Source organism: Sphingopyxis sp. FD7 (assembly GCF_003609835.1).
In the GTDB taxonomy this organism is placed as follows: domain Bacteria; phylum Pseudomonadota; class Alphaproteobacteria; order Sphingomonadales; family Sphingomonadaceae; genus Sphingopyxis.
On sequence record NZ_AP017898.1, the window covers coordinates 726,951 to 752,296 of the forward strand.

Genomic DNA, 25,346 nt, shown 5'->3' on the forward strand with positions numbered 1-25,346 from the left:
GTGACGGCGGACGCCGATATCATCGACGAGCTGCGCGCCGCCGGGCTGGTGCGCGAGGGCGATGTGGCGCTCGAGCCACTCACCGGCGGCGTGTCGTGCGACGTGTGGAAGGTGGAAGCGCCGATCGGCCCGATCGTCGTCAAACGCCCGCTCGAACAATTGCGCGTCGCCGCTGAATGGCACGCGCCGGTCGAGCGCGGGCAGAGCGAGGTGCGCTGGCTCAAACGCGCGCGCAGCGTCGATCCGGCGATCGCCCCCGAAGTGCTCGCCGAGCTGCCGGGCTATGGCTTTGCGATGCGGTTCCTGCCGGGCGCGCCGGTGTGGAAGGACGAACTCATCGCGGGGCGCGTCGATACCGGCTTTGCGACAGCGGTGGGGCGCAGCCTCGCCGCCGTGCATTCGGCCACCGCGAACAGCTCCGCCGACAAGGATGCCTTCGCAACCGACGCGATGTTTCGTGCGCTGCGGATCGATCCCTTCCTGCTGTATGTGGCGCAGAAGGACGCCGAAACGGCATCCGTGCTTTACGCGCTCGCCGACGATCTGGCCGCGCGCAAGCTCGCGCTTGTCCACGGCGACGTGAGCCCCAAGAATATTCTCGTGGGCAAGGACGGTCCCGTCTTTCTCGACGCCGAATGCGCCGTCTATGGCGATCCGGCGTTCGACCTTGCCTTCTGCACCACCCATCTGCTCTTGAAAACCGTGTGGCTGGACGACGCCCGCCTAACCGAAGCCGCGACTGCGCTCGTCGCGGCCTATCGGGCGGGCATCGACTGGGAGGAGGCAGGCGGGCTGCTGCCTCGCGCCGGGAAACTCACCGCCGCGCTGCTCCTCGCGCGCGTCGAGGGCAAGTCGCCCGCACCCTATCTCACCGACCCCGACCACAGGCGCATCGTGCGCGACCAGGCGCGCGCGCTGCTGCTCACCCCGCTGCCCATCGACGCGCTTGTCGCGCAGTGGAAAAGGACATCAATATGACGTCGCGTATCGCCTCCGTGACCGGCCGCCAGCTCTGGGATTCGCGCGGGCGTCCGACGGTCGAGGCCGAAGTCACGCTCGAATCGGGTGCGACCGGGCGCGCCATCGCCCCGGCGGGCGCCTCGCGCGGCGCGCATGAGGCGATCGACCTGCGCGACGGTGGCGACGCCTTCGGCGGCTTTGGCGTGAACCGCGCGGTCGCGGGTATCGGCGCCGAGATTGCGGGTGCGATCACCGGCCTGGACGCGCGCGATCAGGCAGCGATCGACAAGGTCTTGTGCGACCTCGACGGCACGCCGAACAAGGCGCGGCTGGGCGCGAACGCGGTCGTGGCGGTGTCGATGGCGGTGCTTCACGCCGCGGCAGCGGATGCGCGCGCGCCGCTGTGGCGCTATCTCGCCGACGGACGCAAGGTTCGCATCCCGCTCCCCGAAATCCAGATTTTCGGCGGCGGCGCGCACGCCGGGCGGCGCACCGATGTGCAGGATTTCATGGTGATGTGCCCAAAGGCGGGCAGCTTCCGCCGCGCGCTCGAAATTACGGGCGATGTCTATCGCGCCGCCGGCAGACTGATGGAAGCCAAAGGCCCGCTGTCGGGCGTCGCCGACGAGGGGGGCTGGTGGCCCAATTTTGCGTCGAACGAGGATGCGCTGGGCACGCTGACCAGGGCCATCGAAGCGAGCGGCCACCGCGCGGGTGAGGAGGTGTTCATTTCGCTCGACATCGCCGCGAACGAACTCGGCGATGCGGGCGGCTACACGCTCGCGCTCGACGACGGGAAGCTTTCGGGCGAGGACATGGCGGCGCGCATAGTCGAATGGGCCGGACGCTATCCGATCCTGTCGATCGAAGACCCCGCGGGGCAGGACGACTGGACGACGATGGCGGCGGTCACCGCGGCGATCGGCGAGCGGGTGCAGATCATCGGCGACGACGTGCTCGTCACCAATGCCGATCGTGTGGAACGCGCGGCCGAAGCGGCGGTGTGCAATGCCGCGCTCATCAAGGTGAACCAGGTCGGCACGGTGACCGAAGCGAAGGCCGCGCTCGACGCCGCGGTGGCGCGCGGCTGGGGTGCGATCGTCTCGGCGCGTTCGGGCGAGAGCGAGGACGTCACCATCGCGCATCTCGCGACCGGCTGGGACGCCGGGCAGTTGAAAGTCGGCAGCTTCACGCGATCCGAACGCATGGCGAAATGGAACGAAATGCTGCGGATCGAGGAAGCGATGGGCGCCGACGCCGAGTTTGCAGGCTTTTCGGCTTTCGCCGGGTCGATCGGCCGGGTCGCGGCATGATCGTCCTGCACGCGCGCCCCAGCCCCGGTTTTCGTGAGGCGGTCGATACGATCTTCGGCCCCGGTACCGTCGTTCACGTCGACGAGGCGGCGCCGCTCGACGATGTTGCGAGCGACATCACCGCGTTGCTCCACGTCCTTACGCCCGTTACACCGGAGTTCATTGCCTCGGCGCCCAAGCTCAAACTGATCCAGAAGCTCGGCGTCGGGGTCAACACCATCGCGCTCGATGCGGCGCGTGGGGCTGGCGTTGCGGTGTGCAACATGCCCGGCACCAACAGCCAGGCGGTCGCCGAAATGGCGCTGTCGCTGATGATGGCGGTGCTGCGCCGTATCTGTTTCTTCGATGCGCGAACGCGCGCCGGGGAGGGGTGGACCGCCGACCCGTCCGAGCTCGACGCCGTGGGCGAAATCTCCGGGCGCACCGTCGGCCTCGTCGGCTTCGGCCATTCGGCGCAGCGGCTCGCGCCGGTGCTGGCGGCGCTAGGGGCGAAGGTCGTCTATACCGCGCGCAGTCCGCGCGACGTGCCGTATGATTTTCTGCCGCTCGATCGCCTGCTCGCCGATAGCGACATCGTCTCGCTACACGTCCCGCTGACTGACGAGACGCGCGCCAGCGTCGATCCCTTTGCAATGAAACGCGGCGCAGTGCTGGTGAACACTGCGCGCGGCGAACTCGTCGACGAAAACCGATTGGTCGAGGCGCTGACCTCCGGCCATTTGCGCGGTGCGGGCCTCGACGTCTTTGCCGAGGAGCCGCTGCCGCGCGGCAATCCGCTGCTCGGCCTGCCGAACGCGGTGCTCGCGCCGCATATCGCCTGGCTGACCCCCGAAACGCTCGTGCGCAGCCTGACGGTGGCGCATGAAAATTGCCGTCGGCTTGCGGCGGGTGAACCTCTGCTGCACCGAGTCACATGATTTCTCCTCCGTCGTTGCGCGCGGAGCAAAGCAATCCAGGGCGGTTTACGCACCTCTGGATTGGTTGGCTTCGCTCGCAATGACGAAGTTTAAGGATTGAATGAATGTCCCTCCCCATCGTCCTCATCACCGGCCAGCTGCTCACCGATGCCGTCTGGCAACCCTTGCTCGATGCGTGGCCCGACCGCGACGTCATCGTCGCCGACAATCGGCGCGACGACACGATAGCGGGCTTCGCACAGCGCCTGCTCGACACGGCGCCGCCGAGATTCATACTGGTCGCGCACGCCATGGGCGGCTTCGTCGCGTTCGAGGTGATGCGCCGCGCGCCCGAACGCGTCGCGAAGCTCGCGCTCATTTCGACGCTCGCCTCGGCCGACGGGCCCGCGCAGACCGCGCGGCGGCAGGGCTATATCGATCTGGTGCAAAGCGGCCGGTTCGATCAGGTCGTCGAGGAGCGCATCCCCATGCTCTTTCCCGAAGCAAAGCGCGGCGACGAACGCCTGCTCGCCATCGCGCGGGAAATGGCGGCCGACACCGGCGCCGACACCTTCCTTGCGCAGCAGCGCGCGATCATGGCGCGCATCGACAGCCGCCCGCGCCTGCATGAGATCGCGGTGCCGACCCTGCTGATCCGGGGCGAGCAGGACGGCATCACCAGCCGCGCGCATCACGAGGAGATGCTGGAGGCGATACCGGGAGCGCGGCTGGAGGTGATCGCGGGGACCGGACATCTGCCGACTATCGAGGCACCCGAGGTGGTGGTGCCGTTGCTGACCGATTTCATCGGCGCATAACAGTCGTCATTGCTTCGGCGCTGCGCTCATCGCACGATCAGCCCGCCGGGCGGGGTAGCTTCCGACGATTGTTGTCGGCAATATGGGGCGATCGAACAAGGCCGGTCCCCCTGCATTTTCTGGCCGGCCGGATATTTGCTTAGTATTCTATCTAATTCAGCCCGAGAAGGGCGCGGGAGAGCGAGATGATCGACCTGGAGGCCATCCGGACGCTGGCGGATATTCCGGCGGCGCAGGCGCGCGCGCGCGGGCAGGCGACGGCGGTGAAGTTCGGAACACGCGAGACAAGCTTCGCCGCGCTCGATGCGGCGTCGAACCGCGTCGCCCATTCGCTGATCGCGGCGGGCATCGCGCCCGGCGACCGCGTGTCGGCGCTCACCAAGAACCACGACAGCTGGTATCCGCTTTTCTTCGGCACCGCGCGCGCCCGCGCCTGCTTCGCGCCGATCAATTGCCGCCTCGCGCCCGCGGAGATTGCCTTCATCCTGGGTGATGCCGGGCCGAAGCTGCTTTTCGTCGGCGAGGATTTCTTCGACTGCGCGCTCGCGGCCGTGGCCGATCTGGCGGCGCCGCCCCGCCTGATCGCGCTTTATGGCGAACATCCGGCGTTTGAACCCTTCGATAGGTGGCTCGGCGACGCATCCGATGCGCCGCCAGCCGATCCGCCGCAGCTCGCCGACGATGTGCTTCAGCTCTATACCAGTGGCACCACCGGACTGCCGAAGGGCGTCGTGCTGACCAACGCCAATTATCGCACCTTCCTGGAAGCGGCGACGCGCGTGGACGGTTTTGCTTATGGCGAGGATGAAACGGTGATGATCGTCATGCCGCTCTTCCATGTCGCGGGCACCAACGTCAGCTTCTCGGGGCTGGCGCAGGGCGGACGGCTCGTGCTCGTCAGGGATTTCACCGCCGCCGAGGCAGTGCGGATGCTGCGCGAGGAGGATGTCGCGCACGCCTTCCTTGCCCCCGCGATGATCCAGATGATGCTGCTCGATCCATCAGCGGGTGTGGGCGGCTATCCGCAGCTCAAGTCGATCGCTTACGGCGCCTCGCCGATCGCCGAAGATGTGCTGCGCCGCGCGCGGGCGACCTTCGGCTGCGATTTCGTGCAATTTTACGGGATGACCGAGTCGGCAGGCGGCGGCTCCTATCTTTCGCCCGCCGCGCACGACCTGCCCGGCAAGCTCACCTCTTGCGGCCAGCCGTGGCCGGGGGTCGAAATGGCGATCCTCGATGGCGAGGGGAAGGAGCTTGGCGACGGCGAGATCGGCGAGATCGCGATCCGCGGCGGCATCGTGATGAAGGGCTATTGGAACCGCGCGAGCGCGACCGAGGAGACGCTGGCAGGCGGCTGGCTCCACACCGGCGATGTTGGTTACCGCGACGCCGACGGCTTTTATTACGTCCACGACCGGATCAAGGACATGATCGTGTCGGGCGGCGAAAATGTCTATCCGGCCGAGGTCGAAAGCGCGATCATGGGCTGTCCGGGCGTTGCCGATGTCGCGGTGATCGGCGTCCCCGACGACAAATGGGGCGAGGGGGTGAAGGCGCTGGTCGTTCCCGCCGCGGGCACGGCGCCCGACCCCGCTGCGATCATCGCCTGGGCGCGCGAGCGCATCGCGGCGTACAAGGTGCCCAAAAGCATCGAGTTCATCGACGCGCTGCCGCGCAATCCGTCGGGCAAGGTGCTCCGCCGCGAACTGCGCGCGCCTTATTGGGAAGGCCGCGACCGCGCGGTGGGGTGACCTTCTGGTATCGCTTATCCGTCATCCCGGCCTTCGCCGGAATGACGATAATGCGGGAAGATGAAACCTCAGAACCCCAGATTGCGGAACGCCACGCGGAATGAAAAGCTGTTCCCACGCCGCGCGTCGCCCGTGTCGGCATAATCGCGGCGCCAGGTCAGCGCGATCGACAGGCATTCGTCGTCATAGGCGATACCGAGCCGGTGACGGATCGGCTCGAAACCGTCGGCCTGCGCCAGCGGGTCGTCGTTGCGACTGGTGAGGTCGACGATCGCCGATCCGAAGATCGACCAGTTGCGCGCCACCGCGACGCGCCCGCCCGCGCGCACTTCCTCGCGGTCCTGCAAATCCTCGCCGAGCAGCAAGATGTCGCGATTGAGCCGTGAATAGCCGATCACGGCATAGGTCGACCGGTTGCCGATCGTTGCGTCGAACTCGTTGCGGCGCACCGCCAGATTGTCCTTGTCGAGCCGGAAACGGTGCGTGAGGCGCAGGAAGTCCCTGTAGGCGATCGTCGTGCGCCCGACGATGTCCGACGTGCGGTCGGTCAACCCCGTGCCGTCGGGAAACAGGCTGGGCTTGTCGGTCAGGCGGTAGCTTTGCCCGACGATGCTGTTGATGCTGAACCCCGGCCGACTGTAATTCCACTCGACGCCATAGGTGACGCGCGCGCCATCCTCGAACCGGTCGTGGCCGTTGAAGCGGTTGATCGCGAAGATATTGCTGTCCTCAAGGTCAAAGGCGCGCGAATCCTCGTTCGGAATATCCATATTCTTGATCGGCGGCGTCGCCACGATCTGGATGCGCGGGGTCAGCGTCTGCGTCCCCCCTGCGAACTCGCCGATAAAGGGCCAGCGCATATCGGCGGCTACCGCCGCAATGCCGCGCGCCTGCCATCCCGACTTGCCGCGATAGCCGGGGATCGCGGTCAACGGATTTTCGTCGCTGTGATAGACATCGCCGCGCACCAGCGCGGTCAAGGTCACTTCCTGCCCCAGCGGGGTCAGTCCGCGCAGATTCCACTGCGCCCCGGCAAAGGCCCGCTGCGTATCCTGCCCGGCGGTGCGCCCGATCGCGAGCGTGTTCAGCTGTAGCTCGAACTGCCCGCCAAAAATCGGATCGTCGAGCCGCTGGCGATAGTCGATGATCGGCAGCGCGACCGGCTGTTGCCCCTGCACATCGTTGACGCGCAGTGTCTGCGTTGCCCAACCCGCAATCGACAGATAGGAATTGCCGCCGATGCGTTCGAGCTCGAAGGTCGAGCGCAGCCGGTCGTCGCGGCTGATGTCATAGCGGCGCATGAAAGTGCGGTCGGTGGCGATGCGCCCCGAATAGCTGAGGCTCCAGCGCGGGTCGAACTGGAACCGGCCGACACTTTCCAGATAGCCGCGAAAACGTTTCTGCCTGTCGGGGTCTTCGCCGACCAGCGGGACGAGCGAGCCATAGGTCGCATAGCCGTTGACGCGAAACGAGCCGATGTCGGTGAGCGCGCGAAACTCGCCCTCCAGCATCGGCGCCGCATCGGTGTAGAGGTGCGGCGTGATCGTCACGTCGCGGTCGGGCGCGAGGCGGATATAATAGGGCACCGCAATCTCGAACCCGTTGCTGCGGTCGAGGCGGATTTCGGGGACCAGGATGCCGCTCCCCGCCTCGCGGTTCGCGGGATGGCTGAGCCCCGGCAGCGGGATCAGCGGCAGGCCGAAAATCTCGACGCGCGCGCCCTTGTATCGGATCTTGTTCTTTTCGCGATCATATATCACGCGCACGGCGCGGATCTGCCAGCTCGGATTCTTGGGGCACCCCGCCTCATCCTCGACGGGACATGGCGTATAGGCGGCGTTCTCCAGCTCGATATTGCCGTTGTCGAAGCGCGTGCCCTTCACCGCGGCAAGCCGTGCGCCATTGTCGAGCACGACGAGCAGGTTCTCGACCACGCCGTCGCGCAGGCTGTCCGTCAGCTCGATCCGTTCGCCATAGGCGGTGTCGCCTTCGGGGTTGCGGATCATCACATTGCCCTCGGCAACCACCTGGCCCGTCGTGCGGTTCCACGTCACCCTGTCCGCGCGCATCTCGATTGCGTCGCGGTTCATCAGGACATTGCCCTCGGCGACGACGACATCGGCCTCGCCGTCGTAATTCAGGTTATCGGCGGCAAAGCCGATCTGCTGCTCGCCCGCCGTTTCGGGCGCGTCGGCGGGGGCGGGCGGAAGGTCCGGGGTTTGCAGGTCGGGCTCGGCCGCAATGTCCGGCGCAGCGGTCCGATTCGGGGCGCCCTGGGCGAGCACGGGGCTCGCCGCCAGCGCCAGTCCGCTTGCCGTCGCCAGCCAGAACGGCCGGGCAAGCGCCGCCCGATGGAACAAAGTCCAGCTCATTTAATCCCTTTGTCCCGAACCCACTATCGACGTTTCCCGGCTTGGACCGGCCGCTTTGTTTTTGCAACTCGCAGGCGAAACCCCTATCGGTCCGGCACGTTCCAATCAATCATCGCATAAGAAAGTTAAGGCATGGACATTCAGTTTGTCGCGCAAATCGACGCGTCTGCCGACGTCGTCGCTTTCCCCGTCCGCAAGGGCGAGGCGGGGGCGCTCGGCGCGCTCCTCGGCGCCGCCGCGGCGCAGGCGCGTTTCGACGGGTCGGCAGGCAGCATCGCCGAAACCGCGGCGCTCGACGGTGAGCAGGCAAAGCGCCTGCTGCTCGTCGGTATCGGCGAGGGCAGCGAGCATGACCTCGAACGCGGCGGCGCGGCGCTCACCGCAAAGCTTCAGACGAGCGGCGCGACGCAGGTTCATGTCGATTTCGCGGGCACGGGGCCGAGCGACGCCGACGATGTTCTCGCCTTTGCGATGGGCGCGCGGCTCAGGAACTGGCGGCTCGACACCTATCGCACCCGCCTTGCCGACAAGGCGAAGCCGACGCTGAAAACGGTGACGATCGCATCGCCGCACGGCGACCTGTCGGCGCGCTGGGCGGCGAATGAAGCCATTGCCGAGGGTGTCGCCTTCACCCAGACGCTCGTCGCCGAGCCGCCGAACATCCTCTATCCTGAAAGCTTCGTCGAACGCTGCCAGCATCTCGCCGACCTTGGCGTCGAACTGGAGGTGCTCGACGAACGCCAGATGAAAGCGCTCGGCATGGGCGCGCTGCTCGGCGTCGCGCAAGGCTCGACGCGCCCGCCGCGACTGCTCGCGATGCGCTGGAACGGGGGCAATGCGGGCGACGCGCCGGTCGTCTTCATCGGCAAGGGCGTCACCTTCGACACCGGCGGCATCAGCCTGAAACCCGGCCCCGGCATGGACATGATGAAATGGGACATGGGCGGCGCGGGCGCCGTCGCGGGTGCGATGAAGGCGATCGCGGGGCGCAGGGCGAAAGCGAATGTCGTCGGCGTCGTCGGCCTGGTCGAAAATATGCCCGACGGCAATGCGATGCGCCCCGGCGACATCGTCACCACCATGTCGGGGCAGACGGTCGAGGTGCTCAACACCGACGCGGAGGGCCGCCTCGTCCTCTGCGACGCGATCAGCTGGGCGCAAAAGGCCTATGATCCCAAGGTGATCGTTGACCTCGCGACCCTGACCGGCGCGATGGTCATTTCGCTCGGCCACGAATATGCGGGCCTGTTCGCGAACGACGAGACGCTCGCCGCCGACCTTATCGCCGCGGGCGAGGCGTCGAACAACAAGCTGTGGCGCTTCCCGCTGTCGCCCGCCTACGACAAGCTGATCGACAGCCCGATCGCCGACATGAAGAACATCGGTCCGCGCGAGGGCGGATCGATAACCGCGGCGCAGTTCCTGAAACGCTTTGTCGACGAAGGCGTCGCCTGGGCGCATCTCGACATCGCGGGCATGGCCTGGGCCGACAAGGACGGCCCCGTCTATGCCAAGGGCGCGACCGGCTATGGCGTGCGCCTGCTCGACCGCTATATCGCGGCGAAGCACGAGGGGTGATGCTCTGATGCCCGTCATTGCGAGGAGCGAAGCGACGCGGCAATCCCCAGCTATCAGCCTTGCGCAAGGCTGCGGGCCGGAGATTGCTTCCCCCGGATCAAGTCCGGGGTCGCAATGACGATGGTGGGATAATCATGCCCCGCGTCGACTTCTACCGCCTGACCCGCGATCCCGTCGAACGGGTGCTCCCCGCGCTCGCGGCGCGCGTCCTCGGCAATGGCCAGCGCCTGCTGGTGGTCGCCGCCACCGCGATGCAGCGGCAGGATATCGACGCTGCGCTGTGGACGGCAAATCCAGCGAGTTTCCTGCCGCACGGCCATGCGGGATCACCGGACGAAGCCATCGAGCCGATTTTGCTCGCCGGCACGCTCGACGCGTCGCCGCCCAATGGCGCAACCCACCTTGCGCTGGCCGACGGCGAATGGCGCGACGCGGCGCTGGCGTTCGATCGCATTTTCTTCCTCTTCGACAACAGCCGTATCGACGATGCGCGCGCGACCTGGCGGGTGCTCGCGGCGCGTGAGGATGTCGATAACCGCTTCTGGAAACAGGACGAAGGCGGCCGCTGGTCCGAAGGGCCCTGACCGTCGGCCGTTCGGTCCTTGCGGGACAGCCAAAGCGCGGCTAGAGGCGCGCGCATCGCAAACCATAACATCGCAGGAGCTTTCCCATGGCGGTCACCCGCACTTTCTCGATCATCAAGCCCGACGCGACGCGCCGCAACCTGACCGGCGCCGTCACCAAGATGCTGGAAGACGCGGGCCTTCGCGTTGTCGCGTCGAAGCGTATCCACATGACCCGCGAACAGGCCGAGGGCTTTTACGCCGTTCACAAGGAACGCCCCTTCTTCGGCGAACTGGTCAGCTTCATGATTTCCGGTCCGGTCGTCGTCCAGGTGCTCGAGGGAGAAGACGCCGTGAAGCGCAACCGCGACGTGATGGGCGCGACCAACCCCGCCGACGCCGCCGAAGGCACGATCCGCAAGACCTTTGCGGAGAGCATTGAGGCCAATTCGGTCCACGGTTCGGACAGCGACGAAAATGCCGCGATCGAAATTGCCTATTTCTTCAAGCCCGAAGAGATTGTGGGCTGACCCTCTATTCCGCGTCATGCTGGCTGCGGCGATGGCCTCGCTGTTTCGGCATCCATGGCCCGGCCGCGCGTTAGGCGCTGCGTCTGACGATGGCACCGGCCATGGGCCCTGAAACAAGTTCAGGGTGACGGCATTCGGAAAACTGTGGAGTTGACGAAAAGGCCGCCGGGGCGATCCGGCGGTCTTTTTTGTCAGAAATCCTCCGCCACCGCCATCAGCCCCGCCAGTTTCTTCGGCGCGACCGCCAGCCAGCTCTTGCGCAGCCATTCGGCGATCGCGTCCCAGTCGGTGTCGCGGAGGTCGAGGCGGATGCCGATCCAGCCGTCGCCGAAATAGGCGGGGCGGTAATAGCGGTCGCCGTCCATTTCGATCAGCGCCGCCTGCTCGTCGCCGCCGCTGATCTTGACCAGCAACGCGATCTTGCCGTCGCCATGATGGTCTTCGGTAAAATAGGCGAACTTCTTGCCCTTGACGATCCCGAAGCAGGGCATCCCATGCGACGTCACCTCGTCGCTTTCGGGCAGCGCCAGCGCCAGCTCGCGCACGCGGGCGCGCAGATAATCGGGCGAGCGTTCGCGCGTGACAAAGGTGGCGAGCGCCGCAGGATAGAGCTGATGCTCGGCAAAGCGCACGCGCGCCGCCAATGTTTCGGGCGTGTCGCCGGGCACGATCGCAACTGGGGTTTGCGCGAGCACCGGGCCGTCGTCGAGCGCGGGGGTCACGACATGCACGCTGCATCCGCCGAACGCATCGCCCGCGTCGATGGCTTGCTGGTGGGTATTGAGGCCCTTGTATTTCGGCAGCAGGCTGGGGTGGATGTTGAGCATCCGCCCCGTCCAGCGGGCAACGAAAGCGTCCGACAATATGCGCATATAGCCCGCGAGCGCGACATATTCGGCGCCAACGGCGCGCAATTGTTCATCGACCAGCGCGTCGAAGGCGTCGCGCGTCAGCCCCTTGTGCGAATGCGCCCAGGTCGCAATCCCCTCGGCCTCAGCGATTTTCAGCCCCGGTGCGCCTGGGTCGTTGCTCGCGACGAGCACCAGTTCATAGGGACAGGTTTCGGCTTTCGCGGCGTAAAGCAGCGCCGCCATATTGGTTCCGGCGCCGGAGATGAGGACGGCGACCTTGGCTTTCATGCCGATCCTCCCCGGAACGGAGAGGGGGACCAGCGAAGCTGGTGGAGGGGTACAGGCTGGACCGGCTGATCTCGAAAGGCCGCACAGATCTGCGCGTGCCCCTCCACCATCCTGCGGATGGTCCCCCTCCCCGTGCCGGGGAGGAACCTACGCATTATGCGTCGCGCTCCACGCCGCGCGCGCGCTCCAGGTTTCGGCGCTGCCGCTGACGGTACAGCCCTTGGTCCCCTCGGCGATATGACCCACCCGGAACACCGTTTCGCCTGCTTCGGTCAGCGCCCTTGTAACCGCGTCAACATCGGCCTCGGCGACGACAACCGCCATGCCGATGCCGCAGTTGAACGTCCGCGCCATTTCTTCGGGCTCGATATTTCCTTGTGCCTGCAGGAACGCCATCAGCCGCGGCTGCTCCCACGCGTCGGCGTCGACATGCGCATGAAGGGTTTGCGGCAGCACGCGCGGGATATTCTCGAGTAATCCGCCGCCGGTGATATGCGCGAGCGCGTGAATCCTGCCCGTCTTCACGAGCGGGAGCAGGCTCTTCACATAGATGCGCGTCGGCGCCATCAGCGCGTCGATCAGCAAGACAGTCTGGTCGAACAGCGCCGGACGGTCGAGCTTCCAGCCCTTGTCCGCAGCGAGCCGCCGCACGAGCGAAAAGCCGTTCGAGTGGACACCCGACGAGGCGAGGCCAAGGATGATGTCGCCCGCCGCAACCTTGTCGGCGGTAAGCACCTGGTCGCGCTCGACCGCGCCGACGCAAAAGCCCGCAAGGTCATAGTCGCCGTCCGAATACATGCCCGGCATTTCCGCGGTCTCGCCGCCGATCAGCGCGCATCCCGCCTGCTTGCACCCATGGGCGATGCTTGCGACCACGGCGGTCGCTTGTGTCTTGTCGAGCTTGCCCGTCGCGTAATAATCGAGGAAAAACAGCGGCTCGGCGCCTTGGACGATCAGGTCGTTGGCGCACATCGCGACCAGGTCGATGCCGACGCCATCGTGGCGGCCCGATTCGATCGCGAGCTTCAGCTTGGTGCCTACACCATCGTTCGCCGCCACCAGCAGCGGGTCGTTGAATCCCGCGGCCTTCAGGTCGAAGAAGCCGCCAAAGCCGCCGAGGTCGGCATCGGCGCCCGGCCGCCGCGTGGCACGGGCCAGCGGGGCGATGGCACGGACCAGCGCATTGCCGGTCTCGATCGACACGCCGGCACCGGCATAGGTGTAGGCGGCGGGTTTGTTCTGCTTGGAATCCATGGCCCGCGCGACTAACGCTTCCGGCCGACAAATGCCATGATTTCCTTGTCGGGGCCCGCGCTTTTGGGCAGAGCATAGAGAAGATATGATTTCGGCCGCTTTCCCCCGCTTCGCACCGCGCCTTTCCTTGGGCATTCTGCAAGGCCGCGACTGGCGCTGGGCTGCGCTTGTCGGGCTTTTCCTTGCGATCCTGCTCGCCGGAATCGTCGACGGGCAGATCACGCGCGGCAATCGCGGCATCACGCCGATCAATTCGAGCGGCGATTTCCTTGCGAGCGGCATCCGCGTCGACGTCACCGGCGACAATGCCGACGACGCGCGGACAAAGGGCTGGCGCGAGGCGCAGCGGCGGGGCTGGGCCCAGCTCTATCGCCGCCTCAACGGCACCGACGGCCCGGCGCTCAGCGATTCGGTGCTCGACGGCATCGTCACCGCGATCATCGTCGAGGACGAACAGATCGGCCCGCGCCGCTATGTAGCCCGGCTCGGCGTCCAGTTCGACCGCGTGCGCGCGGGGCAGATTCTGGGCGTCAGCGGGCGCACGCTGCGCTCGCCGCCGCTGCTCGTCATCCCTGTCTATTCGGTCGACGGCATCCAGCAGGTGTTCGAGCAGCGCAGCGCCTGGCAACGCGCCTGGGCCGAATATAACACGGGGCAAAGCGCGATCGACTATGTCCGCACCGCGGGGACGGGCGCCGACACTCTGCTGCTCAATCCGGGGCAGATCGGCCGCCGCGGCCGCGTGTGGTGGCGCGTGATCCTCGATCAATATGGCGCCGCCGACGTGCTGATCCCCATTGCGCGCGTCGAATATGCCTGGCCCGGCGGCCCGATCCGCGGCCACTTCACCGCGCGCTTCGGTCCCGACAACAAATATATAGCCAGCTTCACCATGACCGGACCCAGCCCCGCCGCGCTGCCCGACATGATGGAAAAGGCGGTCGCGCGGATGGATCGCATCTATACCGAGGCGCTGGAATCGGGCGTGCTGCGCACCGACACCTATCTCGTCCTCGAAAAGACGATCGAGCGCGAGGATCTGCCGGAAGAGACGAGCGCGGACGACGCGGACGCGCTGCCCGCCGAAACCGACGGCAGCGTGCCCGCAACGCCGCCCGCCGGGGTGCAGAGCTTCACCGTCCAATATAGCTCGCCCGATGTCGAATCGGTCACCGCGACCGAGCGTGCGGTCGCCGCCGCGGCGGGGGTCCAGTCGGCATCGACGACCAGCCTCGCGCTCGGCGGGACGTCGGTGATGCGCGTCACCTTCCGCGGCGACCTGGCGGCGCTGCGCGCGGCGCTGGCGGCGCGCGGCTTCACCGTGCAGGAAGGCGGCGGCCAGCTCCGGATCAGCCGCTGATGGCCGCGCGCGTGCCCTCCGGCCAGATCGCGCTGCCGCTCGACTGGAGCGCGGGCGGCGCGAACGACGGCCCGCTCGTCATCGGCACCAGCAACGCCGATGCGGTGCGTTATCTGCGCCACGTTGCAACCTGGCCCGTGCGCACCGCCGTGCTCACCGGGCCGCGCGGTTCGGGCCGCAGCCTGATGGGGCGGCTGTTCGCGCGCGACACCGGCGGTCGCGTGATCGACGGCCAGGCCAGCGTCAGCGAGGAAGAGCTGTTCCACGCCTGGAACGCCGCGCAGGCGAGCGGGTCGCCGCTGCTGATCATCGCCGACGCGCCGCCCGCCGAATGGAATGTCGCGCTGCCCGACCTCCGTTCGCGCCTTGCCGCGGTGCCGGTTCTCGTCATCGGCGAGCCCGACGACTGCCTCGCGCGCGACCTGATCGAAGCGCTCTTCGCACAGCGCGGCGTCGCGCTTGCGCCAGGCGTCGCCTCCTATATCGTGCCGCGGATGGAGCGCAGCTATGCCACGATCCACCGCGTCGTCGCGGCGCTCGACGCCGCGTCGCTCGAACAGGGGCGGCGGCTTGGCGTCCGTCTCGCGCGTGAAACATTGCTGTCACAAGGGCTGATCGACCCCGATCTCCTGGAGCGGGATTCGCGCTCCGCAAAGGCAGGATGACAACCAATGTCGATGACCGGCCAGCCGCTCCGCGCCGACAACGATCCCGTGGCCGCCGCGCCGCCACCCTGTTTCGGCCCCGAACGCTTTTTCAATCGTGAACTGTCGTGGCTCGCCTTCAACCGGCGGGTGATGGAGGAGGCGCGCAATCCCGCGCATCCGCTGCTCGAACGCCTGCGTTTCCTGTCGATTTCGGGCAGCAACCTCGACGAGTTTTTCATGGTCCGCGTCGCGGGGCTGAAGGGGCAGCAGTTGCAGGGGATCGACGATCCCTCCGCCGACGGCCGCTCGCCGGGGCAGCAACTCGCCGAGATCGAGGCCGAGGTGAACCGCCTCGTCGACCAGCAGCAGAGCGAGTGGCAATTGCTCAATCGCCAGCTCGCCGAACAGGGGATCGTCGTCCACGGCGCGGGATCGGACAAGGAGGCGCTGCGCGCCAGTCTGCGCCAGTATTTCATCGACCAGATTTTCCCGATTCTGACGCCGCAGGTGCTCGATCCGGCGCACCCCTTTCCTTTCATTCCCAATCGCGGCCTCGGTGTGATTTTCGACCTTCAGCGCCGCGCCAGCGGCGACACCGTTCTCGAACTGGTGATGATCCCCGCGTCGCTGCCGCGCTTTGTCCCGGTGCCTGGCGAGGCGAGCGGTTTCGTTCCGATCGAATATCTGATCGAACTGTTCGGCGACCTCTTGTTTCCCGGCTTCACGATCCGCTCATTGGGCGTGTTCCGCATCATCCGCGACAGCGACATCGAACTGGAGGAAGAGGCGGAGGATCTCGTCCGCCTGTTCCGCACCGCGATCCGCCGCCGCCGCCGCGGCCGCGTGATCCTGATGGAGCTGGAAGCCGACATGCCGGCGGAGATTGCCGCGGTGCTGGGCGCCGACATTCAGGGGCATGAGGCGATCGTCGCCAAGATCGGCGGCTTCATCGGCCTGGCTGCGCTTTCCGCGCTCGTCGACGTCGACCGCCCCGACCTCAAGTTCCCCGCCTATTCGCCCCGCTTTCCCGAGCGCATCCGCGAGCACGGCGGCGACTGTTTTGCGGCGATCCGGTCGAAGGACATCGTCGTGCATCACCCCTATGAAAGTTTCGACGTCGTCCTGTCCTTCCTGCGACAGGCCGCCGCCGACCCCGACGTGGTCGCGATCAAGCAGACGCTCTATCGCGCCGGTCACCAGTCGCCGGTGATCCGCGCGCTGATCGAGGCGGCCGAGGCGGGCAAGTCGGTGACCGCGGTGGTCGAACTCAAGGCGCGCTTCGACGAGGAACAGAATCTCCTGTGGGCGAACCAGCTCGAACGCGCCGGGGTGCAGGTCGTCTACGGCTTCATCGAGTGGAAGACGCACGCCAAGATTTCGATGGTCGTGCGCCGCGAGGGGCAGGGGTATCGCACCTATTGCCACTTCGGCACCGGAAATTACCATCCCGTGACCGCGCGCATCTACACCGATTTGAGCTTCTTCACCGCCGACCCGCGCGCGGGGCGCGACGCGGCGCAACTCTTCAACTACATCACCGGTTATGTCGAGCCCGAAAGGCTCGAGCTCATCACCATGTCGCCGCTCAACATGCGCCAGCAGCTCAGTGAGTTGATCGACGCCGAGATCGTCGCGGCAAAGGCGGGGCGACCGTCGGGCGTGTGGGCCAAGATGAACAGCATCGTCGACCCCGACATTATCGACAAGCTCTATGAGGCGAGCGCGGCGGGCGTGCCGATCGAACTGATCGTGCGCGGCATCTGTTGCCTGCGCCCCGGCGTTCCCGGCTTGTCCGACAATATCCGCGTCAAGTCGGTCGTCGGGCGTTTCCTCGAACACAGCCGCGTCTGGGCCTTCGCCAATGGCGCAGCGTTGCCGAGCCGCGCGGCGCGGCTTTACATCTCCAGCGCCGACTGGATGCCGCGCAATTTCGACCGCCGCGTCGAATATATGATCCCGATCGAAAATCCGACCGTCCACGACCAGATTCTCGACCAGGTGCTCGTCGCCAATCTGATCGACAATGAACAAAGCTGGATATTGCAGGCGGACGGCACATCGGTGCGGCTGGCGCGGGGCGACAAGCCCTTTAACCTGCATCATTATTTTATGAACAACCCGTCGCTGTCGGGCCGCGGCACCGCGCTGCATCAGCGTCAGGACGTGCCGACGCTCGCTTACGACCTTCGCAAAGATTGAGACGAAACGGCTTGGCCCTGCTCCGCACCTCGAAACCGGCGGTCCATCGTTCGGCGGTCATCGACATCGGATCCAACTCGGTCCGCCTCGTCGTTTATGAAGGGCCGGCGCGCGCCCCCGCAGTGATTTTCAACGAAAAGGTTGCCGCGGGGCTCGGCCGGGGCCTCGCGACCGACGGCCGCATCGCGGCGGCCGATGCGGAACGCGGCCTCACCGCGCTGCGCCGCTACGCGCTGCTCGCGCGGCATATGGAGGTGAAGGATCTGGTCTGCGTCGCCACGGCCGCGGTGCGCGATGCCGAAAATGGCCCCGATTTCATCGCCGCCGCCGCGGAAGCGGGGCTCAAGATCCGCCTGCTGTCGGGCGAGGAAGAAGCCGAAGCGGCGGGTTATGGCGTGCTGTCGGCGATCCCCGAAGCGCATGGCATCGCGGTCGACCTTGGCGGCGGCAGCCTCGAACTCGCCGAAGTTGCGCATGGCGAGGTCGGGCGCCGCGCTTCCTTTCCGCTCGGCGTGCTGCGCCTGCCCGCGCTGCGCCGCGACGGGCAGCAGGCGTTTGAGCGCGCGGTGCGCAAGATGCTGCGCGCCGCGGGCTGGCCGGGGGGGATGGCCGGACTGCCGCTCTATCTCGTCGGCGGATCGTGGCGAGCGCTGTCGCGCCTCGACCTCGAACTCACCAATGATCCGCTCGCGGTGCTCGACCAGCACAGCTTTCCGCGCACCGCGCTCCGCCGCCTGGTGCGCGCGACGCGGCGGCTGAGTTTCGAGGAATTGCGCGCGATCCCCGGCATGGCGTCGAACCGCGCGGCGACGCTTCCCGACGCCGCCGCGCTGCTCGCGGCGCTCGCCAACATCATCGACGTGCCCGCAATGACCGTCTCCTCGTCGGGGCTGCGCGAGGGGCTGCTTTATCAGGCGCTCGACCCTGATACGCGCGCGCAGGATCCGCTGATCGTCGCCGCTGAGTTCGAGGGGCGGCGCCTCGCGCGCTTTGCGCCGCACGGGCGCGCGATCACCGAATGGATCGCGCCGCTCTTTGTCGGCGAGGCGCCCGCCGACAGTCGCGTTCGCCTCGCCGCCAGCCTGCTCAGCGACGTCGCCTGGTCGGCCAATCCCGATTTCCGCGCCGAACGCGGGATGGAGATCGGGCTGCACGGCAACTGGCGCGGCATCGACATTCCGGGGCGCATCCTGCTGGCGCGCGCACTCCACGCGGGCTTTGGCGGCGCCGACGGCGATTTTCCCGCGATGGGCACGCTGGTTGGCGCCGATCGGCTCGCGCGGGCGCGGCAATGGGGGCTGGCGATCCGGCTCGCGCAACGACTGACCGGCGGGATCGAGGCGCCGCTGAAGGCGAGCCGCATCGCGCTCGACGACGGGCGGCTCATCCTCGGCCTGCAAAAAGGCTGGCACCACCTCGCGGGCGAATCGGTCGACCGCCGCCTGCGCTCGCTCGCGCAGGCGATGGGCGCCAAACCCGAACTGGTGCTGCTTTAGGAGAGCTCAGTCACCCCCGCGAAGGCGGGGGCCGCTGGCGGTTCATGCTTTCGGTGCCTGGCAAGGTCGCTCGCGGCCCCCCGCCTGCGCGGGGGCGATGTTTATTCCATCACCGGCTTATGTTTCGGCAGCCACCGCCGCGTCGATCTCGCTCATCACCAGCTTGCCGTTCTTGACTGCAAAGCCCATGCGCCCTTCGACCAGGTCGAGCGCGGCGTGACCGAAGACGTCGTAACGCCAGCCCTCCATCATCGCGATGCCCTTGCGCGACCCCGCCGCCAGCGCTTCCAGGTCGTCGCTCCGCGCGATCAGCCGCGCCGCGACATTCAGCTCGCGCGCGCGGATTTTCAGGAGCAGCTTGAGCAGGTCGGCGACAAGCGCGCCTTCCTTGCCCAGACCCGGCCCGCGCGGCGCACGATCGGGCATGTCGTCCTTGCCGAGCGGCCTGGCGTTCGTCAGCGCATCCATCAGCCGTGCGCCGATGTCGTTGCTTTTCCACGTCGCCGACAGGCCGCGGACACGGCCCAGCCCGTCCTGGTCCTTCGGCGGGTGCGCGGCGAGGTCGGCGAGCGTTTCGTCCTTGACGATGCGGCCGCGCGGCAGATTCTTGTTCCGCGCCTCGCGCTCGCGCCATGCGGCGAGCGCGCGCAGTCGGCCGAGCACGTCGGGCTTGCGCGACGGGATCTTGATCCGCTGCCACGCCTGTTCGGGGTCGACGCTGTAATTGGCGGGATCGGCCAGCTTTTCCATTTCCTCGTCCAGCCAATGCCCGCGGCCGGTCTTGATGAGCTTGTCGAGCATCATCGGGAAAATCCTGGCCAGGTGCGTCACGTCGCCGATCGCATAATCGATCTGCCGCTTGTCAAGCGGGCGGCGGCTCCAGTCGGTGAAGCGCGCGCCCTTGTCGAGCTGGACGCCCAGCCACGCTTCGACGAGGTTCGAATAGCCGACCTGCTCGGCCTGACCGAGCGCCATCTGGCCGATCTGCGTGTCGAAAATCGGGTGCGGTGTCTTGCCCGTCAGGTTGAAGATGATTTCGACATCCTGTCCGCCCGCGTGAAAGACCTTCAGTATATCCTCATTGTCGACGAGCAGGTCGAGCAGGGGCTGAAGGTCGATGCCCTCTGCCATCGGGTCGATAGCCGCGGCATGCTCGGCGTTCGCGACCTGGATCAGGCAGAGTTCCGGCCAGAAGGTGTTTTCGCGCATGAACTCGGTATCGACCGCGATGAAATCGCTGTCCCCGATCAGGTCGCAGAACTGGGCGAGCGCGGCATTGGTATCGATCAACGGATGGACTTGCATAGCGCGCCTATACAGCGAGTTGGAACCAACGGGCAGGAAAAATTGCGTGGCGGTCGACCGCTGCTCGACGAACAAGCGCGATCGTGACGCTGAAGGGCGGCGGCGGGTCTGCCGGGCAACGCATTGCCTCGGCAGGGGTGGGGCGCCCGCAGAGTGAAGCAAGGCCGATGACGGCCCGCGCCGCCACGCGGACGATGAGGCAAGCCTTGACAAATCGCTCCCCGACCTGCCTTAGGCGCGGCGGTAAATCACGCGAAACGTGATGTCCCCTCATCTTCGAAAGACCATGAAATGCACGCCTATCGCACCCATCATTGCGGCCAGCTTCGCGCCGAGCATGTCGGCCAGACTGTTCGCCTGTCGGGCTGGGTGCATCGCAAGCGCGACCATGGCGGGCTGCTCTTCGTCGATCTGCGCGACCATTATGGCCTGACGCAGATCGTCGTGGACTCGAGCGATGCCGCTTTCGCGACGCTCGACGGCCTGCGCGCCGAAAGCGTCGTGACGATCACCGGCCAGGTCGTCGCGCGGTCGGCGGAAACGGTGAACGCCAATCTGCCCACGGGCGCGATCGAGGTGCGCGCGCGCGAGGTGGCGGTGCAGTCGGCGGCCGCCGAACTTCCGCTGCCGGTCGCGGGCGAACAGGATTATCCCGAGGACATCCGCCTGAAATATCGTTTCCTCGACCTGCGCCGCGAGCGGCTGCACGCGAACATCCTGCTGCGATCGAAGGTGATCGCGTCGCTCCGCCGCCGCATGGTCGAGCAGGGCTTTACCGAATATCAGACGCCGATCCTCACCGCTTCGTCGCCGGAGGGCGCGCGCGACTATCTGGTGCCGAGCCGCGTCCACCCCGGCAAATTCTATGCGCTGCCCCAGGCGCCGCAGATGTTCAAGCAACTGCTGATGGTCGCGGGTTTCGACCGCTATTTCCAGATCGCGCCCTGCTTTCGCGACGAGGACGCGCGCGCCGACCGTTCGCCCGGCGAGTTCTACCAGCTCGATTTCGAGATGAGTTTCGTCACGCAGGACGACGTCTTCAACGCGATCGAGCCGGTGCTCGCGGGCGTGTTCGAGGAGTTTGCGAACGGCAAGTCGGTGACGCCGGCAGGATCGTTTCCGCGCATCCCCTACCGCGAATCGATGCTCAAATATGGCAATGACAAACCCGACCTTCGTAACCCGCTGATCATCAGCGACGTTTCGGCGCATTTTGCGGGTTCGGGCTTCGGCCGTTTCGCCGACATCGTCGCGGCGGGCGATGTCGTGCGCGCGATCCCGGCGCCGGGGACGGCGGACAAGAGCCGCAAATTCTTCGACGACATGAACAGCTGGGCGCAGGGCGAGGGTTTTGCGGGGCTCGGCTATGCGACGCGCAAGGGCGGCGAATGGGGCGGCCCGATCGCCAAGAACCACGGGGCGGAGAAGATGGACGCGCTCGCCGCCGAGCTGGCCCTCGGCCCCGACGACGGCCTGTTCTTCGCCGCGGGCAAGGAAGCGCAGGCGGCAAAGCTCGCGGGCCTCGCGCGCACGCGCGTCGCCGAACAGCTCGATCTCATCGACGCGAACCGCTTTGAAATGTGCTGGATCGTCGATTTCCCGATGTTCGAGCGCGACGAGGAAACGGGCAAGATCGACTTCAGCCACAATCCCTTCTCGATGCCGCAGGGCGAGCTTGAGGCGCTGGAAACGCAAGATCCGCTCGACATTCTCGCCTGGCAATATGACATCGTGTGCAACGGCGTCGAACTGTCGTCGGGCGCGATCCGCAACCATCGCCCCGACATCATGTACAAGGCGTTCGAGATCGCGGGCTATAGCCAGGCCGAGGTCGACGCCAGTTTCGCGGGCATGATCAACGCTTTCAAATATGGCGCGCCGCCGCACGGCGGGTCGGCGCCGGGGGTCGACCGCATCGTCATGCTGCTCGCCGACGAGCCCAATATCCGCGAGGTCGTCGTCTTCCCGATGAACCAGAAGGCCGAAGACCTGATGATGGGCGCCCCGGCGCCGGTTTCGGAAAAACAGCTTCGCGAACTGCATATCCGGCTGGTTGACGGACCGAAGGGCTGACTTGTTCTTCATGTGAAACTGTGGTACGCAGTTTCACATGAAGAATGTCACCATTGCCCTCGACGAGGAAACCCATCGCCGCGCGCGCATTCGCGCCGCCGAGCTGGGCACCTCGCTGTCGGCGCTGGTGAAGGCCTATCTGGAACAGCTGGGGAGCGCGGAGGCCGCCCCTGTGGCGGGAGTGCGCGAAATGCCGACCAGCTTTACGCCCATGCCGCCCGCCGCGCCCAAACCCCGCAAGCCGCGCCAGCCGGGCGCGCTCAAGGGCAAGATCTGGATCGCCGACGATTTCGACGTCACGCCCGACTGGCTGATCGATGCCTTTGAAGGCAAGGATTCGGACCTCCCCTGGCCCGAATGAGGTTGCTGCTCGATACGCATGTCCTGTTGTGGTGGCTCGGCGACAGCCCGCGCCTCGGGCCCAAGGCGCGCGCCTGTTTTCAGCGGAACGACGATGAGCTTTACGCCAGCATCGTGTCGCTGTGGGAGGTCGCGATCAAAAGCCGGACGGGAAAGATCGACGCGACGGCGTCGCTGGTTGCCGCGCATCTTGCCGACAGCGCCATCCCCATTCTGCCCGTGGAACTTGGTCACCTCAACCTGCTGGAGCAACTTCCCTTGATTCACCGCGATCCCTTTGACCGGATGCTGGTTGCGCAGTCGCTGGCGCTGTCGGCGACGATTATGACCGACGATGCAATGATCGGCGCTTATGGAGTGCCCACGATCGCGGCGAGAGAATAGCAGTGCAGATGCCCGACGAACACCGGCTCGCCACGCCGGAAGGCGACATCTGCTGGTTCGAATGGGGCGCGCCGTCGGGCCGTCCATCGCTGCTGCTGCTCCACGCGACGGGCTTTCATGCGCGGTTGTGGGACGCCGTCGTCGCCGAACTGCCGCCCGGCACCCATGTCGTTGCGCCCGACCAGCTCGGCCATGGGCGCAGCGCCAAGCCGACCTCGCTTGCCGATTGGGGGCGCACTGCCGATGCGCTCCTGCCACTCGTCGATCGTTTCGCGGGGATGCCGCTCGTCGGCTGCGGGCACAGCATGGGGGGATATGTCCTCACGCGGCTCGCGGCGGTGCGTGCGGATGCCTTTGCGCATCTGTTCCTGATCGACCCCGTCATCATGGCGCCCCAACTCTATGCCGGTCCCGCGGCCGAGCCGGTGCCCGATCCGGCCGAACATCCCGTCGCGCGGCGCCGCGCCCGTTGGGACGGGTGGCGGGCGATGGACGCGCATTTCGCGGCGCGGCCGCCCTATAGGCACTGGCAGCCGTCGGTGCTCGCCGACTATTGCCGTCACGGCCTGCTCCCTGCGGCGGACGGCGCGGGCTTCGACCTTGCGTGCCCGCCCGCGCTCGAGGCGTCGGTCTATCAGAATGCGCTGCGCACCAATCCGCACGACTGGCTGCCGCAGATGGCCGCCCCGGTCAGCCTGATCCGCGCGCGCACCGGCGAGCGTGCGGGCCATCTTGACTTTTCGGTCAGCCCGACCTGGCCAGGCCTCGGCGCCGCGCTCGGCGCGGTGCGCGACGAGCAATGGAGCGACCAGAGCCATTTCATCCCGATGGAGGCGCCCGCGCGCCTTGCCGCGCTGCTCGCCACCGCGCTGTAACGCAGCCCCCTGCGGCTGTCCCAGAAACTGACAATCGCCAGGGCGCGCTTGGTGCGCGCGCATGCTTTGGTTAGGATCGGCGCATGACCATTTCGCTTTCCGACTATGAAACCGGCGCCAAATATGACGGCGACTATTCCGGGGCGCTCGACGCGCTGACCGAGCGGCTCGAACGGCTCCAGGCCGCGCACATCGTTCATGCGCAGCGCAGCGTCATCATGGTCGAGGGCTGGGATGCGGCGGGAAAGGGCGGGATCATCCGGCGGCTCACCGCCTCGCTCGATCCGCGCTATTTCGAGGTGTGGCCGATCGGCGCGCCGACCGAGGAGGAAAAGGCGCGGCACTTCCTCTGGCGTTTCTGGAAACGGCTGCCCGGCAAGCGTGAAATCTCGATCTTCGACCGCAGCTGGTATGGCCGCGTGCTCGTCGAGCGCGTCGAGGGGTTCGCGACCGAGGCCGAGTGGCGCAAGGCCTATGACGAGATCAACGAGTTCGAGGCGCAACTGACCGGCAGCGCGACCCATCTCGTCAAGCTGTTCGTCCATGTGACGCAGGAGGAACAGGACAGACGTTTCGCCGATCGGCTCGATCATCCGTGGAAGCGGTGGAAGACCGGGACGGAGGATTATCGCAACCGGGCGAAGCGCGCCGACTATCTGGCGGCGATCGACGATATGTTCGCGCAGACGCACACGCGCTGGGCGCCGTGGAAAGTCATCGACGGCAACAATAAGAAGGCGGCGCGCATCGCGGCGCTGACGCATGTTGCCGACACGCTGGAGGCCGTGGTGCCGATGACGCCGCCTGAACGCGACCCCGCGGTGGTGAAACTTGCCGCCAAGGCGTTCGGTTACAAGCCGAAGGACTAGGATTTTCGGCCTGTTTGGGTAGCAATCAGGCGCCCTAGTCGCTACATGGGACCGATGAGCCGCGCCAAGAGATCCGACGACTGGGGGTTTCCCCGCTGGCGCCCCTATGGCTCGTCGCGCGAGGCGCAGCAGGTGCGGCTGTGCGACCGGCACGGCTGCACCGAACCCGGCAATTGCCCCGCACCCAAATCGCCGAACAGCCCTGAACGCTGGTATTTCTGCGAAAACCACGCTGCCGAATATAATCGCGGCTGGGACTATTTCGCCGGGCTGAGCGCCGAGGACGCCGCGGCCCGCGCCGCCGAGGAAGCGCAGGGCGCGCGCAGCTATGCCCGTGCCCAACATTACGCCTGGGGCGGCGCCGGCGACGGCAGCCGCAGCGCTGACGAGATGCGCGCGCTCGAAATCCTGGGCCTCGACCCCGACGCCGATTTTGATGCGACCAAAAAGGCGTGGCGCGCCTATGCGAAGGAGTGCCACCCCGACGTCAAGCCCGGCGACGACGAAGCCGCAAAGCGCTTCACGGCGGGGCAGGCGGCGTTCGAGGTGCTCAAGCAGGCCGAAGAACGCAAGAGCTGGAAACCGGCCTGAGGGACGACCGGTT

22 protein-coding genes are annotated in these 25,346 nt (G+C 66.7%); 18 read left to right on the forward strand and 4 right to left on the reverse strand.

From position 1 onward, the window contains the following. From SPYCA_RS03405 to SPYCA_RS03425, 5 genes are all read left to right on the forward strand, one after another. Nucleotides 1–978 carry a phosphotransferase family protein gene (locus tag SPYCA_RS03405; RefSeq protein WP_232003496.1) on the forward strand — a complete coding sequence of 326 codons (978 nt, stop codon included), beginning with the start codon at nucleotides 1–3 and terminating at the stop codon, nucleotides 976–978. After that, nucleotides 975–2,273: a phosphopyruvate hydratase gene (gene eno, locus SPYCA_RS03410; RefSeq protein WP_120218946.1), complete on the forward strand. Its 1,299-nt coding sequence runs from the start codon at nucleotides 975–977 to the stop codon at nucleotides 2,271–2,273. Before SPYCA_RS03405 ends, eno begins: the two co-directional genes overlap by 4 nt. After that, on the forward strand, nucleotides 2,270–3,190 hold the full coding sequence (locus SPYCA_RS03415) for an NAD(P)-dependent oxidoreductase (RefSeq protein WP_120218947.1): 921 nt from the start codon (nucleotides 2,270–2,272) through the stop codon (nucleotides 3,188–3,190). Before eno ends, SPYCA_RS03415 begins: the two co-directional genes overlap by 4 nt. Before the next feature lie 104 nt (nucleotides 3,191–3,294). Next, the gene (locus tag SPYCA_RS03420) at nucleotides 3,295–3,987 is read left to right on the forward strand and encodes an alpha/beta fold hydrolase (protein ID WP_120218948.1); all 693 of its coding nucleotides are present in this window, start codon (nucleotides 3,295–3,297) and stop codon (nucleotides 3,985–3,987) included. Nucleotides 3,988–4,172: 185 nt separating this feature from the next. Then, the gene (locus tag SPYCA_RS03425; RefSeq protein ID WP_120218949.1) at nucleotides 4,173–5,738 is read left to right on the forward strand and encodes a long-chain-fatty-acid--CoA ligase; all 1,566 of its coding nucleotides are present in this window, start codon (nucleotides 4,173–4,175) and stop codon (nucleotides 5,736–5,738) included. A 68-nt stretch (nucleotides 5,739–5,806) separates the two neighbouring features. Here the strand turns inward: SPYCA_RS03425 and SPYCA_RS03430 are convergent, their stop codons facing one another. Next, nucleotides 5,807–8,110: an LPS-assembly protein LptD gene (locus SPYCA_RS03430; RefSeq protein WP_120218950.1), complete on the reverse strand. Its 2,304-nt coding sequence runs from the start codon at nucleotides 8,108–8,110 to the stop codon at nucleotides 5,807–5,809. Nucleotides 8,111–8,242: 132 nt separating this feature from the next. Here SPYCA_RS03430 and SPYCA_RS03435 point away from each other — a divergent pair, with 132 nt between their 5' ends. The 3 genes from SPYCA_RS03435 to ndk all read left to right on the forward strand — a co-directional run bounded on the left by SPYCA_RS03435 (nucleotide 8,243) and on the right by ndk (nucleotide 10,781). Then, the gene (locus SPYCA_RS03435; protein WP_120218951.1) at nucleotides 8,243–9,688 is read left to right on the forward strand and encodes a leucyl aminopeptidase; all 1,446 of its coding nucleotides are present in this window, start codon (nucleotides 8,243–8,245) and stop codon (nucleotides 9,686–9,688) included. A gap of 134 nt (nucleotides 9,689–9,822) precedes the next feature. Then, nucleotides 9,823–10,272: a DNA polymerase III subunit chi gene (locus SPYCA_RS03440; protein WP_120218952.1), complete on the forward strand. Its 450-nt coding sequence runs from the start codon at nucleotides 9,823–9,825 to the stop codon at nucleotides 10,270–10,272. Nucleotides 10,273–10,358: 86 nt separating this feature from the next. Continuing rightward, the gene (gene ndk / locus SPYCA_RS03445; RefSeq protein WP_120218953.1) at nucleotides 10,359–10,781 is read left to right on the forward strand and encodes a nucleoside-diphosphate kinase; all 423 of its coding nucleotides are present in this window, start codon (nucleotides 10,359–10,361) and stop codon (nucleotides 10,779–10,781) included. A gap of 191 nt (nucleotides 10,782–10,972) precedes the next feature. Here ndk and purN read toward each other — a convergent pair whose 3' ends face one another. Next, nucleotides 10,973–11,920: a phosphoribosylglycinamide formyltransferase gene (gene purN, locus SPYCA_RS03450; protein WP_120218954.1), complete on the reverse strand. Its 948-nt coding sequence runs from the start codon at nucleotides 11,918–11,920 to the stop codon at nucleotides 10,973–10,975. Nucleotides 11,921–12,067: 147 nt separating this feature from the next. Next, entirely contained in the window at nucleotides 12,068–13,174 is a 1,107-nt protein-coding gene (gene purM, locus SPYCA_RS03455) for a phosphoribosylformylglycinamidine cyclo-ligase (RefSeq protein ID WP_120218955.1), read from the reverse strand. A gap of 85 nt (nucleotides 13,175–13,259) precedes the next feature. Between purM and SPYCA_RS03460 the strand changes: the two genes are divergently transcribed. Genes SPYCA_RS03460 through SPYCA_RS03475 form a run of 4 tightly spaced genes read left to right on the forward strand, consistent with a single transcriptional unit; the run spans nucleotide 13,260 to nucleotide 18,876 of the window. Continuing rightward, a complete protein-coding gene (locus SPYCA_RS03460; RefSeq protein WP_120218956.1) occupies nucleotides 13,260–14,534 on the forward strand; it encodes a heavy-metal-associated domain-containing protein in 1,275 nt (424 codons plus the stop codon). Continuing rightward, nucleotides 14,534–15,199 (forward strand): HdaA/DnaA family protein, encoded by a 666-nt coding sequence (locus tag SPYCA_RS03465; protein ID WP_120218957.1) that lies wholly within the window; start codon nucleotides 14,534–14,536, stop codon nucleotides 15,197–15,199. Before SPYCA_RS03460 ends, SPYCA_RS03465 begins: the two co-directional genes overlap by 1 nt. A gap of 6 nt (nucleotides 15,200–15,205) precedes the next feature. Then, nucleotides 15,206–17,380, forward strand: coding sequence for an RNA degradosome polyphosphate kinase (locus SPYCA_RS03470; protein WP_232003498.1), 2,175 nt, complete (start codon nucleotides 15,206–15,208; stop codon nucleotides 17,378–17,380). 11 nt (nucleotides 17,381–17,391) lie between these two features. Further along, nucleotides 17,392–18,876 carry a Ppx/GppA family phosphatase gene (locus SPYCA_RS03475; RefSeq protein WP_232003500.1) on the forward strand — a complete coding sequence of 495 codons (1,485 nt, stop codon included), beginning with the start codon at nucleotides 17,392–17,394 and terminating at the stop codon, nucleotides 18,874–18,876. Between the two features lie 117 nt (nucleotides 18,877–18,993). On the opposite strand, the gene rnd is transcribed toward SPYCA_RS03475, so the two are convergent. Beyond that, nucleotides 18,994–20,181: a ribonuclease D gene (rnd, locus tag SPYCA_RS03480; protein WP_120218959.1), complete on the reverse strand. Its 1,188-nt coding sequence runs from the start codon at nucleotides 20,179–20,181 to the stop codon at nucleotides 18,994–18,996. A gap of 291 nt (nucleotides 20,182–20,472) precedes the next feature. Here rnd and aspS point away from each other — a divergent pair, with 291 nt between their 5' ends. From aspS to SPYCA_RS03510, 6 genes are all read left to right on the forward strand, one after another. Beyond that, the gene (gene aspS / locus SPYCA_RS03485) at nucleotides 20,473–22,254 is read left to right on the forward strand and encodes an aspartate--tRNA ligase (RefSeq protein WP_120218960.1); all 1,782 of its coding nucleotides are present in this window, start codon (nucleotides 20,473–20,475) and stop codon (nucleotides 22,252–22,254) included. Between the two features lie 37 nt (nucleotides 22,255–22,291). Continuing rightward, complete coding sequence (locus SPYCA_RS03490) at nucleotides 22,292–22,615, forward strand: hypothetical protein (RefSeq protein WP_120218961.1); 324 nt, start codon at nucleotides 22,292–22,294, stop codon at nucleotides 22,613–22,615. Beyond that, entirely contained in the window at nucleotides 22,612–22,998 is a 387-nt protein-coding gene (locus SPYCA_RS03495) for a type II toxin-antitoxin system VapC family toxin (protein WP_120218962.1), read from the forward strand. Before SPYCA_RS03490 ends, SPYCA_RS03495 begins: the two co-directional genes overlap by 4 nt. 8 nt (nucleotides 22,999–23,006) lie before the next feature. Further along, nucleotides 23,007–23,873 (forward strand): alpha/beta fold hydrolase, encoded by an 867-nt coding sequence (locus tag SPYCA_RS03500; protein WP_232003502.1) that lies wholly within the window; start codon nucleotides 23,007–23,009, stop codon nucleotides 23,871–23,873. Nucleotides 23,874–23,956: 83 nt separating this feature from the next. Beyond that, the gene (locus SPYCA_RS03505) at nucleotides 23,957–24,742 is read left to right on the forward strand and encodes a polyphosphate kinase 2 family protein (RefSeq protein WP_120218964.1); all 786 of its coding nucleotides are present in this window, start codon (nucleotides 23,957–23,959) and stop codon (nucleotides 24,740–24,742) included. Between the two features lie 45 nt (nucleotides 24,743–24,787). Next, on the forward strand, nucleotides 24,788–25,333 hold the full coding sequence (locus tag SPYCA_RS03510; RefSeq protein WP_120218965.1) for a J domain-containing protein: 546 nt from the start codon (nucleotides 24,788–24,790) through the stop codon (nucleotides 25,331–25,333). Nucleotides 25,334–25,346 lie beyond the last annotated feature (13 nt).

Excerpts from the sequence above, each read along its gene's own strand:
- eno (WP_120218946.1), top strand. The coding sequence starts at position 975 with ATGACGTCGCGTATCGCCTCCGTGACCGGCCGCCAGCTCTGGGATTCG.
- SPYCA_RS03510 (WP_120218965.1), top strand. The coding sequence starts at position 24,788 with ATGGGACCGATGAGCCGCGCCAAGAGATCCGACGACTGGGGGTTTCCC.
- SPYCA_RS03490 (WP_120218961.1), top strand. The coding sequence starts at position 22,292 with ATGAAGAATGTCACCATTGCCCTCGACGAGGAAACCCATCGCCGCGCG.
- ndk (WP_120218953.1), top strand. The coding sequence starts at position 10,359 with ATGGCGGTCACCCGCACTTTCTCGATCATCAAGCCCGACGCGACGCGC.
- SPYCA_RS03430 (WP_120218950.1), bottom strand. The coding sequence starts at position 8,110 with ATGAGCTGGACTTTGTTCCATCGGGCGGCGCTTGCCCGGCCGTTCTGG.
- SPYCA_RS03420 (WP_120218948.1), top strand. The coding sequence starts at position 3,295 with ATGTCCCTCCCCATCGTCCTCATCACCGGCCAGCTGCTCACCGATGCC.
- SPYCA_RS03500 (WP_232003502.1), top strand. The coding sequence starts at position 23,007 with ATGCCCGACGAACACCGGCTCGCCACGCCGGAAGGCGACATCTGCTGG.
- SPYCA_RS03465 (WP_120218957.1), top strand. The coding sequence starts at position 14,534 with ATGGCCGCGCGCGTGCCCTCCGGCCAGATCGCGCTGCCGCTCGACTGG.
- SPYCA_RS03505 (WP_120218964.1), top strand. The coding sequence starts at position 23,957 with ATGACCATTTCGCTTTCCGACTATGAAACCGGCGCCAAATATGACGGC.
- SPYCA_RS03495 (WP_120218962.1), top strand. The coding sequence starts at position 22,612 with ATGAGGTTGCTGCTCGATACGCATGTCCTGTTGTGGTGGCTCGGCGAC.
- SPYCA_RS03415 (WP_120218947.1), top strand. The coding sequence starts at position 2,270 with ATGATCGTCCTGCACGCGCGCCCCAGCCCCGGTTTTCGTGAGGCGGTC.
- SPYCA_RS03460 (WP_120218956.1), top strand. The coding sequence starts at position 13,260 with ATGATTTCGGCCGCTTTCCCCCGCTTCGCACCGCGCCTTTCCTTGGGC.
- SPYCA_RS03435 (WP_120218951.1), top strand. The coding sequence starts at position 8,243 with ATGGACATTCAGTTTGTCGCGCAAATCGACGCGTCTGCCGACGTCGTC.
- SPYCA_RS03425 (WP_120218949.1), top strand. The coding sequence starts at position 4,173 with ATGATCGACCTGGAGGCCATCCGGACGCTGGCGGATATTCCGGCGGCG.
- SPYCA_RS03440 (WP_120218952.1), top strand. The coding sequence starts at position 9,823 with ATGCCCCGCGTCGACTTCTACCGCCTGACCCGCGATCCCGTCGAACGG.
- SPYCA_RS03470 (WP_232003498.1), top strand. The coding sequence starts at position 15,206 with ATGTCGATGACCGGCCAGCCGCTCCGCGCCGACAACGATCCCGTGGCC.
- aspS (WP_120218960.1), top strand. The coding sequence starts at position 20,473 with ATGCACGCCTATCGCACCCATCATTGCGGCCAGCTTCGCGCCGAGCAT.
- purM (WP_120218955.1), bottom strand. The coding sequence starts at position 13,174 with ATGGATTCCAAGCAGAACAAACCCGCCGCCTACACCTATGCCGGTGCC.
- rnd (WP_120218959.1), bottom strand. The coding sequence starts at position 20,181 with ATGCAAGTCCATCCGTTGATCGATACCAATGCCGCGCTCGCCCAGTTC.
- purN (WP_120218954.1), bottom strand. The coding sequence starts at position 11,920 with ATGAAAGCCAAGGTCGCCGTCCTCATCTCCGGCGCCGGAACCAATATG.